The sequence below is a fragment of the Aestuariivirga sp. genome (assembly GCF_044239095.1).
GTDB lineage: Bacteria > Pseudomonadota > Alphaproteobacteria > Rhizobiales > Aestuariivirgaceae > Aestuariivirga.
In genome coordinates, this window is the sequence record NZ_JBIICB010000005.1 from 1 (window position 1) to 14,422 (window position 14,422).

The following is a 14,422-nucleotide window of genomic DNA, read 5'->3' on the forward strand; positions in this document are numbered from 1 at the left end:
AGACGGCATCGCCCGTTGCGGCCCGGAAGCCAAGGTTGAGAAGCCCGATCACGCCTGCAACCGCGATGGCGGCGAACAGCACGATCGCGACGGAGCGCGGGTTCTCGGGCGCGACGGCCCGGGCAAAGCGCTGCCAGGACCTTCCGGGCTTCGCCCGCGCCCAGTCCGAGACGCGTGCGAGCAGGTGGTTGAGGTAGGGCGACACACCGGCAGCGGCCAGACGGATGACGTAGCCCGCGAGCGCCAGCAGGACCAGCAGCACCAGCAGCACAACCAGCAGGCGTCCGCTCAGCTCGCCCGCAAAGGCCAGCCCCTGGCCGATCAGAACGCCCGGCAGCACATGGACGAAGGCCCAGACGACGGCCGAGGTCACGTTCACGAAGAGGAAGAAGGCCTGGTTCATGCCCAGCATGCCAACCACGCCCGGCACCACGGACTTGACGCCCGGTACGAAGCGGCCGATCGCGACGCTCTTGCCGCCGTGCTCGCGCACGAAGTCCTCGCCCTTGGCGACGAGTTGCGGATAGTGGTTGAGCGGCCACATGGTCTTGAGGCTCTCGCCGAAGAAACGCCCTGCCCAGTAGGAAAGCTGGTCACCCACAATTGCGCCGAGCGTGGTAACGATAATGACGGGCCAGAAACTCAGGTGCCCCGTGCCGATGAGCACGCCGGCGCCCACGAGAACCGCGGTCGAGGGCACGAACAGGCCGATGATCAGCAGCGCCTCGCCCATGGCGACGAAAAAAATGATGACCAGTGCCCACTCCGGATTGGTGGAGAAAAAGTCAAGATAGGGCTTGATCACATCCATCACGGCGGGGCTGGTCCTCGAGGTTTCCAGGCGGCCATCTCGCAAATGATTGCGACAGCCGCCAGACGGCCCGCAATGAGCCGGTCCGCTTCCGCCGTCAAGCCGTCATGCCCCTCCCATTTCCCGGCGGGTGTGGGTAAGGAGCTCGGCGGTAATGGTGGCGGGGCGGCGGACATGGGGCAACAGATAAGCAATATGACGCGAAAAACACAGACCCTGCCTGTCCCGCATGGCGAATGGATGCAAGATCCGGCCGGTTCATGCTATGGGCCCCCATGTCAGATATTCCCATGAACCTCGGCACGGTGAGTGAAACCCGCAAGTGGCTAGGCTTTGCCGGCCTCTGCATCGCCATGTTCATGGCGGTCCTGGACATTCAGATCGTCATCACCTCGCTGAGCGTCATCGAGGAGGCGCTCGGCATCGGCGCCGACAGGATGAGCTGGATCCAGACCTCTTACCTCATCGCCGAGATCATCACCATTCCGCTCACCGGGCTGCTGATGCGGGTCCTGTCACTCAAGCGGCTGGTACTCATCGCCATCACCGTCTTTACCGCCGCCTCGATCGGCTGCGCGCTCAGCACGAGTTTCGCCCAGCTGGTGACGTTCCGCACGTTCCAGGGCATGGGGGCAGGCATATTGATCCCCACGATGTTTTCCGCCGTTTTCTTGCTGTTCCGGCCGGGGCAGGAACAGGCGCTGGCCACAGTCATGGGCGGCATTCTGGCTGTCATCGCTCCGACCATGGGCCCGGTTACCGGCGGGCTGATCACCGAAACGCTGTCCTGGCACTGGCTGTTCCTGATCAACGTGGCGCCCTGCTTCATCGCCGCGGTTCTGGTCTTTGCCTGCTTCCCGCGCGAGCCCATCAAGCTCGGGCTCCTGAAGCAACTTGACGTAGCATCTCTGATCTTCCTTGCGGTGTCGCTCGCCGCCCTCGAGATCGGCCTGAAGGAGGCGCCCGACCAGGGGTGGCTGTCACCCCTCTCGCTGGCGCTGTTCGGCACCTTCGCAGGCCTGACCTGGCTGATGGTGATCCGGCCCGCGCCAGTTGTCGACTTCAGCCTGCTCAAGGACCGTTACCTCGCCTACGGCTGCGGGCTGAGCTTCATTCTCGGCATCGGCCTTATCGGATCGGTCTATCTGCTTCCCGTGTTCCTCGCGCTGGTGGGCTACATGGGACCGCTCGAGATCGGCATCATCATTCTTGTCACCGGGATCGCGCAGCTCGTTTCAGCCCCGCTGTCGGTCGTCCTCGACCGCCTCCTACCGCCGCGCCTGCTGGCCATGATCGGTTTCGGCGTCTTTGCTGCCGGGCTGGCCATGAGCGGCTTCGAGACAAGCGAGTCGGGGTATGACGAGTTGTTCTGGGCCCAGGTGGTGCGCGGCCTGGCACTCGGCTTCTGCATCGTTCCCGTCACCCGTTTTGCATTGGGCTTCTTGCCGGTGGAGAAGGTGAGCGATGCGAGCGGGCTTTACAACCTGAGCCGGGCGCTGGGCGGGGTCATCGGAATCGCGCTGATCGACACACTGCTGTTCACCCGCAGCGCCGAGCACGCCGACCGGATCACCAGCATGATGACGGCCGACCCTGCCGCAGCGGCAAGCCTGCTGCGGATCACGCCCGACGAGCTTCCCGACCCCGAGGACCCCACGGGCCTGCTTGGCATCATGGACACGGTGCAGGAGACTGCCGTGACCTTGGCCGTCAACGAAGCATGGCTGATGATGGGCGCACTCACCGCCCTGGCCCTGATTCTGTTGTGGCGCCTGGGGCCGATTCGGGAAGAGCCGGGCGCCGGAATGAACTGAGGGTTGCCGGAAAGGCTGTTTTCGTAACTGTGGATAGCGGTGACAACCGCTCCCTCCCCGGCTCGATCTGTCCGGTCATAGCCTGTAATCGACGGCCAAAGTGACAGGCCAATGACGGCCCGCCCCTGTGTATAGCGCTCATAAGTTGCGGGAGTTCTTGAGCTTATCCATAGAATCGTACGAAAAGAAATTCATCCGCGGGGAACGCAAGATCTCGGACACAAGATGTGGTGTTAACCTTTTGTTAAAACACTAGGCATTGACGCACCAAGTCTATAGGGACTATCTTCGCGAATGAGGCCGAGGGGTTGACGGAAGAGACCGATCGAGTGGTTTCTTCTGCAGAGCATAACTCAAGAAAAGAGCCTGCACGCCCGGGAACAGCAGTTTCCGGGGACGGGGATGTGTGTGTTTCGAACTAGGTGGAATTGGCACCTCGGGGCGTTTTTTTGCGCGCTCGTGGCAACGATATGAAAGAGGACTGAAAAAGATGCGGATTGAACGCCGTTACACCAAGGCCGGACAGGCACCCTATGCGGAGATCGAGTTCCGCCGCGCCACCAGCGAGATCAAGAATCCTGACGGCTCCGTGGTGTTCCGCCTGGAGGGCATCGATGTTCCGGCATCGTGGAGCCAGGTCGCGACCGACATTCTGGCGCAGAAGTATTTCCGCAAGGCAGGCGTGCCGAAGGCGCTGAAGCGCGTGGAGGAAGAGACTGTTCCGTCCTGGCTGTGGCGCTCCGTCGCCGACCAGGAGGCGCTTGCCGCCCTGCCTGAGAAGGAGCGCTTCACGGGTGAGCGGTCCTCAACGGAAGTGTTCAACCGTCTTGCCGGCACCTGGACCTACTGGGGCTGGAAGGGCAAGTATTTCGATACCGAGCAGGACGCGCGCGCCTTCTATGACGAGATGTGCTTCATGCTCGCCACCCAGAAATGCGCCCCCAATTCGCCCCAGTGGTTCAACACCGGCCTGCACTGGGCCTATGGCATCGATGGCCCAGGCCAGGGCCACTACTATGTCGACTCCGAAACGGGCCGCCTGACCAAGTCCAAGTCGGCCTATGAGCATCCCCAGCCCCATGCCTGCTTCATCCAGTCGGTGGCCGACGACCTCGTGAACGAGGGCGGCATCATGGATCTCTGGGTGCGCGAGGCACGGCTGTTCAAGTACGGTTCCGGCACGGGCTCCAACTTCTCGGACCTGCGCGGCGAGAACGAGAAGCTGTCGGGCGGCGGCAAGTCGTCTGGCCTCATGAGCTTCCTCAAGATCGGCGACCGGGCAGCGGGCGCCATCAAGTCGGGCGGCACCACCAGGCGCGCGGCCAAGATGGTCATCGTCGACGTCGACCATCCGGATGTGGAAGACTTCATCGAGTGGAAGGTGAAGGAAGAGCAGAAGGTGGCGGCCCTCGTCACCGGCTCCAGGACGGTGAAGAAGCATCTTCAGGCCGTGATGAAGGCCTGCGTCAACTGCGAAGGCCCGGGCGAGGATTGCTACGAGATCGACCGCAACCCGGCCCTGAAGCGCGCCGTGAAGGATGCCCGCAAGGCGCTGGTCTCCGACAACTACATCAAGCGCGTCATCCAGTTCGCCCGCCAGGGCTACAAGGAGATCGCGTTCGATACCTATGACAGTGACTGGGACGGCGAAGCCTACCGCACGGTCTCGGGCCAGAATTCCAACAACTCGGTGCGGGTGACCGACGAGTTCCTCCACGCCGTGGAGCGCGGCAGCGACTGGCAGCTCAAGTCACGCCTCTCTGGCAAGATCACCAAGACGGTGAAGGCCGCCGAGCTGTGGGACAAGATTGGCTTTGCCGCATGGGCCTCGGCCGACCCGGGCATCCAGTATCACTCCACCATCAACGACTGGCACACCTGCCCCGCCTCGGGCGAAATCCGCGCATCCAACCCGTGCTCGGAATACATGTTCCTGGACGATACGGCCTGCAACCTGGCCTCGCTCAACCTTCTGCAGTTCCGCGACGGGACTACGGGCGAGTTCGACATCGCCTCCTTCGAGCATGCGGTGCGTCTGTGGACTATCGTCCTCGAAGTGTCGGTGATGATGGCGCAGTTCCCGTCCAAGGAGATCGCCAAGCTCTCCTACGAATTCCGCACGCTGGGCCTGGGCTTCGCCAACATCGGCGGCCTGCTGATGACGGCTGGCATCCCCTATGACAGCCATGAGGGCCGTGCCATCTGCGCTGCGATCTCGGCCATCATGACGGGCGTTTCCTATGCCACCTCCGCAGAGATGGCGAAGGAACTCGGCCCCTTCGCCGGCTTCGCAAAGAACCGCGAGCACATGCTCCGCGTGATGCGCAACCACCGCCGTGCAGCCTATGGCGCGGCCGTGGGCTACGAGGGCCTGCGCACCGCCCCCGTCGCGCTGGATGAGACCGGCCTCAAGGACAAGCGCCTTGCCGAAGCCGCACGCCGCGCCTGGGACAATGCGGTGACGCTGGGCGAGCAGCACGGCTACCGCAATGCGCAAGCCACCGTGATCGCGCCCACCGGCACGATCGGCCTGGTCATGGACTGTGATACGACCGGCATCGAGCCTGACTTCGCGCTCGTCAAGTTCAAGAAGCTGGCAGGCGGCGGCTATTTCAAGATCATCAACCAGGCCGTTCCCGAGGCAATGCGCACGCTGGGCTATGGCCAGGCGGAGATCGAGAAGATCATCGCCTATGCGGTGGGCCACGGCACGCTGGCGGATGCCCCTGCCCTGAACCATACCGCCCTCAAGGCAAAGGGCTTCGGCGAGGAGCAGATCGCCAAGATCGAGTCCGGCCTCGCCTCTGCCTTCGACATCAAGTTCGTGTTCAACAAGTGGACGCTGGGCGAGGAGTTCTGCCGGACAGTGCTCGGCGTCACCGACGCGCAGCTTAACGACTTCGGCTTCGACATGCTGAGCCATCTCGGCTTCTCCAGGGCCGATATCGAGAAGGCGAACGTCCATGTCTGCGGCGCCATGACGCTTGAGGGTGCACCGGGCCTTCGTCCTGAGCACCTGCCCGTCTTCGACTGCGCCAATCCCTGCGGCCGCCTCGGCAAGCGCTATCTCTCGGTCGACAGCCACATCCGCATGATGGCGGCGAGCCAGCCCTTCATCTCGGGGGCGATCTCGAAGACCATCAACATGCCGAATGATGCGAATGTCGAGGATTGCGCCAACGCATACATGCTGTCCTGGAAGCTGGCGCTCAAGGCCAATGCGCTCTACCGCGACGGTTCCAAGCTCTCCCAGCCCCTCTCCGCCCAGCTGATCGCGGACGACGAGGAGGAGGCAGAGGATGCGGTGGACGCCCTCGCTGCGAAGCCGCTGGCCGCCCGCGTCGAGACGGTGGTGGAGAAGATCGTGGAGCGCGTCATCGAACGCGAGCGCTCGCGTGAGAAGCTGCCGAACCGCCGCAAGGGCTATACCCAGAAGTCGGTGGTCGGTGGCCACAAGGTCTACCTCCGCACCGGCGAATACGATGATGGAAAGCTGGGCGAAATCTTCATCGACATGCACAAGGAGGGTGCGGCGCTGCGCGCGATGATGAACAATTTCGCCATCGCGGTCTCCGTCGGCCTCCAGTACGGCGTGCCGCTGGAGGAGTTCGTGGACGCCTTCACCTTCACCAAGTTCGAACCTGCGGGCATGGTGCAGGGCAATGACTCGATCAAGAACGCGACATCGATCCTCGACTACGTGTTCCGTGAGCTGGCCGTGTCCTACCTCGGCCGCACCGACCTGGCCCATGTCGAACCCTCGGAGATGGGCTTCGATTCGCTTGGCAAGGGCGAAGGCTCGGACAACGCGCCGCGTGTGCCTGCCTCCCGCGTGCTGTCGTCTGGCTTCGTGCGCCGCCCCAACCTCGCCACCTCCAATGTGGTGGTGATGTCAGGCAATCAGCCGATGCCCGCGCTGCAGCTGAAGGCCGATGCGCACGGCGCCCTTGCGCTCGCCGAGATGCCCGTGGTTGCAACCCAGGTCCGCCAGGAAATGTCGATCGCGGTCGAGACCGCGGTCATCACCGCAAGCGACCGCCGCGCAGAAGCGCGCATGAAGGGCTACGAGGGCGAGAGCTGCTCCGAATGCGGCAACTTCACGATGGTCCGCAACGGAACCTGCCTCAAGTGCGATACCTGCGGCTCGACAAGCGGCTGCTCCTGAGCGAAGCAGACGATCGACGGTATGAGGAAAAGGCCGGACACGTTCCGGCCTTTTCGTTTGTTCGGGACACTGCCTTGGAGCGGAGCGCGCTCCGTCTGCTCCATCATACGAGCAGAAACTGAGGTCCCGGTTTCTATCAGCATGTGCTGCAATACAAGCGGGATGCCAGCTATCGCTGGCATGACGGTGCGAGTGGGGCGTTGATCTCACCTGACCGTCCGCCACCTCAGACATCTCATCATCACTGCCGTCACCCCAGCGGAAGCTGGGGTCCCGCTTTCTGTCCGCACGTGCTGCAACAAAAGCGGGATGCCAGCTTTCGCTGGCATGACGGTGCGAGAATTGCGAGTTGATCTCACCTGAACGGCTACGCCGCTCTCGGTGCGAAGACCCTTCTCACGCGCCTTGCGAAGGGCCGGAAAGCGGCGCCGGGGACAGCTCGCGAAAAAAATATCCACAGCTTCCTGCTCATTGGGCCGCCAGGCCTTGACAGAGCGGAGCACTCGCCCGCACCGGAAAACGCTGATCGTCAGCATACTGAACGATGGCAGAAAAGCCTTGTTTTATTGGATTTTGAGCGCATCGTGGCGCTTTCGTCCGTACAAGGACGTGTTCGCCGGTTTCCCCAGCGTTTACCGATTGTTAGAGAGATTTTCGGAGCATACAACATGTTGTCGGCATATTGCCGAATCACACAAGCGGGTGCAGTAAACATACCAATGACGGTCAAGCACGGTTCTTACATGCCAGCCTGCCCGTCTGTGTGAGGCTTACCTGCGTTGTGGGGCACTATCAACACTAGGAGAGACAGCGATGGCTGCGAAGAAAGCTGCAAAGAAGCCTGCCAAGAAGGCCGCCAAGAAGCCGGCCAAGAAGGTTGCCAAGAAGCCGGCTGCGAAGACGGTTGCCAAGAAGGCCGCCAAGAAGCCGGCCAAGAAGGCCGCCAAGAAGTAATCTTCTGAGACTTCAGGACTGGACCCCGGACGGCGCCTGCCTCCGGGGTCAGTTCTTTCTCTGCTGATGCGAAAGGGCCGCAACGATGGTTGCGGCCCTTTCGCGTTCGATCCGGCTTCTGCCTTTGCAGCCTACTGCGTGACGTAGACCTTGGCGCCCAGCTTGACGCGCTCATAGAGGTCGATCACGTCACTGTTCATCATGCGGATGCAGCCGGAGGAGACAGCACCGCCGATCGAGCCTGGCGCGTTGGTTCCGTGGATACGGTAGATGGAGCCGCCAATATAGAGTGCGCGCGCGCCGAGTGGATTGCCCGGGCCGCCCTCCATCTCGGCGGGAAGCATGTGGCCCTTGGCTGCCTCACGCTTGATCATTGCCTGTGGCGGGCGCCATGTCGGCCATTCGGCTTTCTGCACGATGGTCGAGGTGCCAGCCCACTGGAAGCCCTCCTTGCCGACGCCCACCTTGTAGCGGCGCGCCTTGCCATCGCCCGTCACAAGGTAAAGCGCGCGCTCAGGCGTTTTCACCACAATGGAGCCCGGCGCGTAACCGGTGGCCGGCGCCCAGCGGATGTCCTCGCCCGTCGGCATGTCGCGCGCCGTGGCGCTGGCCGAAGCGGTCTGGACGCCGCGGCGCGGCTTGTTGAGCAGGCATTCGAGGAAGCCTCCACAATCCCGGCGCTGCGCGGCTGCCTGCGCCTTTCTCTCACGCTGCTTCTTCTCCAGCGCCAAACGCTGCTCGCGCTTGCGGGTCTCGGCAACCTGCTTCTCCTTCGCCCTGCGGATCTCTGCGGCCTTCTTCTCTTTCGCCTTCCGGGCCTCGGCGGCCTTCTTCTCCTTGGCCTCCCGGGCCTCGGCGGCCTTGCGAGCCTCCTCGGCCTTCTTCTTCTTGATCAGCAACTGCTGCTCCGTGGGCTTCGGCGTGGCGGCGGGCGCTTCCACCGTGAATGCCAGCACCGGCATCACCGCCAGCACCAGGAGCAAAAGAAACTTGCGCATTCCCATTCCAATCCTTCCAAAGTCCCGCAATGCCCGCCTTTCAGCAAAGTTCGGCGTGGCAGGCAATTGCATTTACGTTCATATGGCGTTCACCTATGCTCGGGCAAACGCCTTGCGTCCACTCCCCAGGAGCCATCATGCGAACCTTCCACACCTTATTCGCCCTTGCCCTCATCACCGCCACTGCCCTCCCCGGCCTCGCGCAGGCAGCGGATGCTCCGCCGGCCGTGCAGGCTTTCCTCGACAATCTCGAGCGGCAGATGTCAGGCAAGCATGCCTATGAAGGCATCACGACCGATGGCAACGGCAACGCCACGATCACCAATCTCACGCTGGCCGTACCCGCCGACGGCGCTTCACCGGGCCTCAACCTGAAGGTGGGCGAGGTAACGTTCTCCGGTATCAGCGAGCAAGGCCAGGCCCTTTATCAGGTCGAGAAGGCGAACTTCAGCAACCTCTCGATGGAGGTGAGCGGCGCGGACGGCTTCAGCATCTCCGTTCCCCAGTCCAGCGCCGAAGGCTGGTATATTCGCGCGCTCGGCGAAAATCCCACGCCGGTGGATCAGCTCCTCGCCACGTCCTCCTTCGCCCGCAAGATCAGCAGCGGCCAGATCAATCTGAACGCCGGGGGCCAGTCGATCGCGGTTGACGGCGTGCAAAGCACATGGGACGGCGATCCCAACACCGGCGCGGGCACCTTCAGCATCAACGTCAACAACATTGCGATACCTGAAGCGGCGCTGGCGCTGATGGACCAGGGCGGCATGCTGAAGCAGCTTGGCTACACCAGTCTCAACCTCGACTTCACCACCACGGGCGACATGAAGCTGACAGGTGACAAGGTCAGCTACCGCTTCGATGTGGGCATCAATGGCCGCGACATCGCGAAGCTCAGCCTCGGCGCCAGCTTTGCCGATATTCCGCTCGCGGTCTATGCCCAGTTGCTCAGCGCCCACACCGAGGGCAAGGAGCCGGACTACGCCGCCCTGCTTCCGCAGATGCAGCAGGTCCTGCTCAACGGCGCCAGCCTGCGCTTCGAGGATCAGTCGCTGGTGAACAGGCTGATGCCCATGGCCGCCGCGATCAACGGCATGGACGAGAACACGCTCCGCGCCTCGATCGGTCCGATGCTGCAGCTTGCCCTGGTGCAGTTCCAGAACGAGGCCTTCGCGCAACAGGCCATGGCGGCGGTGAATGCGTTCTTCGCCAACCCCAAGTCCCTCACCATCACCGCCAAGCCGGCCGCTTCCCTGAGCGTCGCCCAACTCTCCGCCATGGATCCGAACAAGCCGGGCGAGGCAATCACCAAGCTCGGCCTGACGGTGACGGCGAACGACTGACCTACTCGGCCGCTTTCGCGATCAGCCCGGCATCATTGGCGGGCGCGGAGACCGGCAGGCCCAGCACGTCCGAGGCGTTCTCGGCGTCGTGCATGTGCCGCCGGTCGCGCGCCACATAGGAATAGATCGCGGGCGTGATGAACAGCGTGAACAGCGTGCCGATGGTCATGCCCGCCGCGATTACGACGCCGATGTCGAAGCGGCTCCTGGCGCCAGCGCCATCCGCGATCAGCAGCGGCACGACGCCGATCACCATGGCGGCGGTCGTCATCAGAATGGGCCTGAGGCGGACGGCTGCGGCCTCCTTGATGGCTGTGTTCTTGTCGTAGCCCAGGGTCTCCTGCAGCTTGTTGGCGAATTCCACCATCAGGATGCCGTGCTTGGCGATGAGGCCGATCAGCGTCACGAGGCCGATCTGGGTGTAGATGTTGATGGTGCCGGAGCCTAGGTTCACGGGCGGGTTATTCATCATCGCGCCATTGATCTCGCCCAGGATGAACAGCACGAAGAGCGCACCGAACACCGTGGCGGGCAGGCCGATCAAGATGATGAACGGGTCGCGGAAGCTTTCGAACTGGGCGCTCAGCACCAGGTAGATCAGCAGCAACGCCACGGCGAAGGTGACAGCCAGCGTGTTGCCCTCCTTCACGAACTGGCGGCTCTCGCCCTTGAAGTCATAGGCCATGCCCTGCGGCATGATCTCGTCGGCCTTCTTCTTGAGGAAGTCGATGCCTTCGCCGATGGTGCGGCCGGGGAATGGCACGCCCTGCAGCATGGCGGAGTTCAGCTGCTGGAAGGTGGAGAGCCCGTTGGGCTGCACCGTCTGCGAGACCGTGGTGAAGGCGCCGAGCGGCACCATGGAGCCATCGGCCGCGCGCACCCGGAAGCTGAGGATCTGGTCGACCGACTCCCGCTCGGTGCGCGGCACCTGCGGGATCACCTGATAGCTGCGCCCGTCCACCGTGAAGCGGTTGACATTGTTGCCGCCGAGCAGCGTGGCAAGCGTTGCGCCCACGTCCTGCATGGTGACGCCCAGCCGGTTGGCGCGGTCCTTGTCGACGACGAGTTCCACCTGCGGCGTCTGGAAGCGCAGGTCGGCGTTGGTGAAGATGAACAGGCCACTCTTCATCGCCTCAGCCTTGAGCTGATCCAGCACATCGGCAAGCCGCGTGTAGTCACCCGGATAGGTGAGCACGAATTCGATGGGGAGGTCGCCCGCACCCACAGGAATTGCCGAGGGCGCGGTGGCAAAGATGTTGACGCCCGAGACCGCCTTGAACTTCGGCTGCAGCTCGCCCATCACCGAAAGGTCGGAGCGGTCACGCTCGCCCCATGGCTTCAGGATGAGGCCCATGAAGGCCGAATGCGGGTTGGGGAATCCGTTGATGGCGAAGAGGTTCTGCTTCTCCGGAACGGCGAGGAAGGTCTTCGTCAGGTCATCGGTGTAGGTGGTGAGGTAATCGAGGTTGGTGTGCTCCGGTGCATTGATGAAGGCGAATAGCACGCCCTGGTCTTCCGCCGGCGCCAGCTCACGGTTGATGGCGTTGTAGAGAATTCCGGAGAGCACGATGGTGAGCACCGCGATCCAGGCAAACACCGAGCGCTGCCGGATCGTGCCGTCAAGACGCCTGCGGTAGAAGCGCTGCAGGCCTCCGAAGACGCGCTCCACCAGGCGGCCGAACCAGGAGAGCTCGGCATGCGGCTTCAGCATCTTGGAGGTCATCATCGGCGACAGCGTCAGCGCGACGATGCCAGACACGATGACCGCACCCGCCAGCGTGAAGGCGAATTCGCGGAACAGCGCGCCGGTGAGGCCCGAGGTAAAGCCGATCGGCGCGTAGACCGCGGCAAGGGTGACGGTCATGGCGATGACCGGGCCGGTGATCTCGCGCGCACCCTTGATCGCCGCGTCGAAGGGCTTCATCCCCTCCTCGATGTGGCGGTGGATGTTCTCGACCACCACGATCGCATCGTCGACCACGAGGCCGATGGCGAGAACCAGCGCCAGCAACGTCAGCAGGTTGATCGAATAGCCGAAGGCCACCAGCACCAGGGCCACGCCGATGAGCGAGAGCGGAATGGTGACCACCGGAATGATGGTGGAGCGGATGTTGCCGAGAAACAGGAAGATCACGACAATGACGATGAGCCCGGCTTCGGCCAGCGTCTTGCCCACTTCCCAGATCGAGGCATTGATGAATTCGGTCGCGTCATAGGCGATGTTCGCCTCAAGTCCGGAGGGCAGCATGCGCTGGACCTCGGGCATGGCCTCGCGCACCTGCGCGATGACGGTGAGCGGGTTGGCGTCGGGCGTCGTCTGGATGCCCATGAACACGGCCTTGAGGCCGTCGAAGGCGGAGGTCGAATTGTAGTTTTCGGGCCCGAGGTCGACGGTTGCAACCTGGCCCAGCCGGATCACGGAGCCGTCGCGCGTGGCGATAACAAGGTTTTCGAACTGCTCCGGCGTCTCGAGCGAGGTCTGGGCATTGATGTTCTGCTGGGTGAAGTCCGACTTCACCTCGCCCGCCGCCGTGGTGAAGTTGTTGGCCGCCAGCGCCTGGCGGATGTCGAGCGGGGTGATGCCGAGCGAGGCCATCTTCTCCGGGTCCAGCCAGACGCGCATCGCGAAGGTTGACCCGCCGAGAATCTCGGCAGACGCCACGCCGTTGATGGCCTGCAGCTTGGGCTTCACCACGCGGTCGAGATAGTCGGAAATCTGCGGCGGCGACATCTGCTCCGACTTGAAGCTGATGTACATCAGCGCAAAGCCCGCGCCCGTGGTGCGCTTGACCACGGGGTCGTTCGCCTCCTCGGGAAGCACGCCCTTGACCTCGTTCACCTTGGAGAGAACGTCGGCAAGGGCACGGTCAGCGTTGGCATCCAGGCGAAGCTTCAGCGTGATGGTCGAGACGTTCTGGGACGAACGCGATTCGATAATGTCCACGCCCTCGGTCGAGGCCACGGCCTGCTGCAGGGGGGTGGTGATGAAGCCCTTGATCTGATCGGCATTGGCGCCAGGATAGACAGTGACGATCTCGATCTTGGTGTCTGACACCTCGGGGAACTGGCGGATGGGCAGCTGGAAGATCGCCTGAAGGCCCGCCAGCAGGATCAGGAGGCTCACCACGGTCGCGAGGACCGGGCGCTTCACGAAGATGTCGGTGAAATGCATGCCGCTTGGCCCTTACTGGATGGTGTTCGCGTCGCGGAGCTTAAGGGCAATCGAATTGTCGATCACCACCTTGCTGCCCTGGTCGATCTTGTTCTGCCCGGCGGTCACCACCTGGTCTCCCGGCTTCAGCCCGCTTTCGATCGCCACGCGGCCCTCTCGCACGGAGCCGGTCTTGACGAAGCGGCGCTCGATCACGCGCTCCTCGATCTCCTTGCCGTCCGTGCCGGTCGTCTTCACCGTGTTCACGACGAAGACATTGTCGCCGTAGAGCGAGAAGGTCACCGCCGTCTGCGGCACGGTGATGACCTCCTGAGTGTCGCCCGCGTCGACCAGCACGTTTGCGTACATGCCGGGCACCAGCTTCTTGTCCGGATTGGCAATCTCGGCCCTCACCGTAATCATCCGGCTGGTGTCGGAGACCCGCGCATCGGTCGTGGTGATCTTGCCGGTGAAGCTCTCCCCGGCGTAGGCATTGAAGGTTGCGGTCACCTTCTGGCCGAGGACGATGCGTCCGAAATCCGTCTCCGGCACGGTGAAGTCGACGTAGACGGGGTCGATCTTCTGCAGCCAGACGATCTTCTGACCAGGCGCCAGAAAGCTGCCGAGCGCAATGTCATTGAGGCCCACGCGGCCGTCCCACGGCGCATAGATGTATTTCTGCGCAATTTCCGCGCGGCGGCGGTCGAGCGTGGCCTGGAGAACGCGCTTGCGGGTCTTCAGCGTGTCGAGTTCGGTGCGCGCCACCACGCCCTTGGCGGCCAGCGCCTCGCGGCGGATCAGGTCCGTGTCGGTATTGGCGAGTTCGGCCGCGATCGAACGCATGTCGGCCTCCTCGGTCTGGGTGTCGAGCTTCACGAGCAGCTTGCCCTTGGGCACGTCCTCACCCGACACGAAATTCACTTCCGTGACGATGCCGCCGACCTGCGGCGTGATGTCGATGCCCTGGAAGGCGGTGAGCGTGCCAATGCCCGAAATCTGCGGCTGCCATGTATCGGTGCGCGCCGCCTCGGCCGAGACCGTTTCAGGCGGCACGGGGGCGCCCAGAATGACTTCCGCCAGCATCTTCGGCTTGAAGTCGAAGGCATAGAAGGCGATGGCCCCGGCCAATCCGCCAAGGATCACGGTTGAGAGCAGGAGATAGAGAATACGGCGTATCATGTTGTTCGGG

At 63.2% G+C, this 14,422-nt stretch carries 8 protein-coding genes; 4 read left to right on the forward strand and 4 right to left on the reverse strand.

The annotated features are described in order from the left end of the window. A partial coding sequence (locus ACILRA_RS00940) for a DedA family protein (RefSeq protein ID WP_395660211.1) occupies positions 1-811 on the reverse strand: 811 nt, incomplete at its 3' end. 275 nt (positions 812-1,086) lie between these two features. On the opposite strand from ACILRA_RS00940, the gene ACILRA_RS00945 reads away from it, so the two are divergent. The 3 genes from ACILRA_RS00945 (at position 1,087) to ACILRA_RS00955 (ending at position 7,744) form a co-directional block, all read left to right on the forward strand. Then, positions 1,087-2,625 (forward strand): DHA2 family efflux MFS transporter permease subunit, encoded by a 1,539-nt coding sequence (locus tag ACILRA_RS00945; protein ID WP_395660212.1) that lies wholly within the window; start codon positions 1,087-1,089, stop codon positions 2,623-2,625. Positions 2,626-3,115: 490 nt separating this feature from the next. Continuing rightward, the gene (locus tag ACILRA_RS00950) at positions 3,116-6,790 is read left to right on the forward strand and encodes a vitamin B12-dependent ribonucleotide reductase (RefSeq protein ID WP_395660213.1); all 3,675 of its coding nucleotides are present in this window, start codon (positions 3,116-3,118) and stop codon (positions 6,788-6,790) included. Between the two features lie 813 nt (positions 6,791-7,603). After that, entirely contained in the window at positions 7,604-7,744 is a 141-nt protein-coding gene (locus tag ACILRA_RS00955; RefSeq protein ID WP_395660214.1) for a hypothetical protein, read from the forward strand. Positions 7,745-7,875: 131 nt separating this feature from the next. On the opposite strand, the gene ACILRA_RS00960 is transcribed toward ACILRA_RS00955, so the two are convergent. Next, positions 7,876-8,742 (reverse strand): L,D-transpeptidase family protein, encoded by an 867-nt coding sequence (locus ACILRA_RS00960; RefSeq protein WP_395660215.1) that lies wholly within the window; start codon positions 8,740-8,742, stop codon positions 7,876-7,878. A gap of 137 nt (positions 8,743-8,879) precedes the next feature. On the opposite strand from ACILRA_RS00960, the gene ACILRA_RS00965 reads away from it, so the two are divergent. Then, a complete protein-coding gene (locus ACILRA_RS00965; protein ID WP_395660216.1) occupies positions 8,880-10,082 on the forward strand; it encodes a hypothetical protein in 1,203 nt (400 codons plus the stop codon). A gap of 1 nt (position 10,083) precedes the next feature. Here ACILRA_RS00965 and ACILRA_RS00970 read toward each other — a convergent pair whose 3' ends face one another. Further along, positions 10,084-13,254, reverse strand: coding sequence for an efflux RND transporter permease subunit (locus tag ACILRA_RS00970; RefSeq protein ID WP_395660217.1), 3,171 nt, complete (start codon positions 13,252-13,254; stop codon positions 10,084-10,086). Between the two features lie 12 nt (positions 13,255-13,266). Next, on the reverse strand, positions 13,267-14,412 hold the full coding sequence (locus tag ACILRA_RS00975) for an efflux RND transporter periplasmic adaptor subunit (RefSeq protein ID WP_395660218.1): 1,146 nt from the start codon (positions 14,410-14,412) through the stop codon (positions 13,267-13,269). Positions 14,413-14,422: the final 10 nt, after the last annotated feature.

Bases quoted from the DNA above. Each gene is read 5' to 3' on its own strand.
- ACILRA_RS00960 (WP_395660215.1), bottom strand. From the start codon at position 8,742: ATGCGCAAGTTTCTTTTGCTCCTGGTGCTGGCGGTGATGCCGGTGCTG.
- ACILRA_RS00965 (WP_395660216.1), top strand. From the start codon at position 8,880: ATGCGAACCTTCCACACCTTATTCGCCCTTGCCCTCATCACCGCCACT.
- ACILRA_RS00970 (WP_395660217.1), bottom strand. From the start codon at position 13,254: ATGCATTTCACCGACATCTTCGTGAAGCGCCCGGTCCTCGCGACCGTG.
- ACILRA_RS00945 (WP_395660212.1), top strand. From the start codon at position 1,087: ATGTCAGATATTCCCATGAACCTCGGCACGGTGAGTGAAACCCGCAAG.
- ACILRA_RS00950 (WP_395660213.1), top strand. From the start codon at position 3,116: ATGCGGATTGAACGCCGTTACACCAAGGCCGGACAGGCACCCTATGCG.
- ACILRA_RS00975 (WP_395660218.1), bottom strand. From the start codon at position 14,412: ATGATACGCCGTATTCTCTATCTCCTGCTCTCAACCGTGATCCTTGGC.
- ACILRA_RS00955 (WP_395660214.1), top strand. From the start codon at position 7,604: ATGGCTGCGAAGAAAGCTGCAAAGAAGCCTGCCAAGAAGGCCGCCAAG.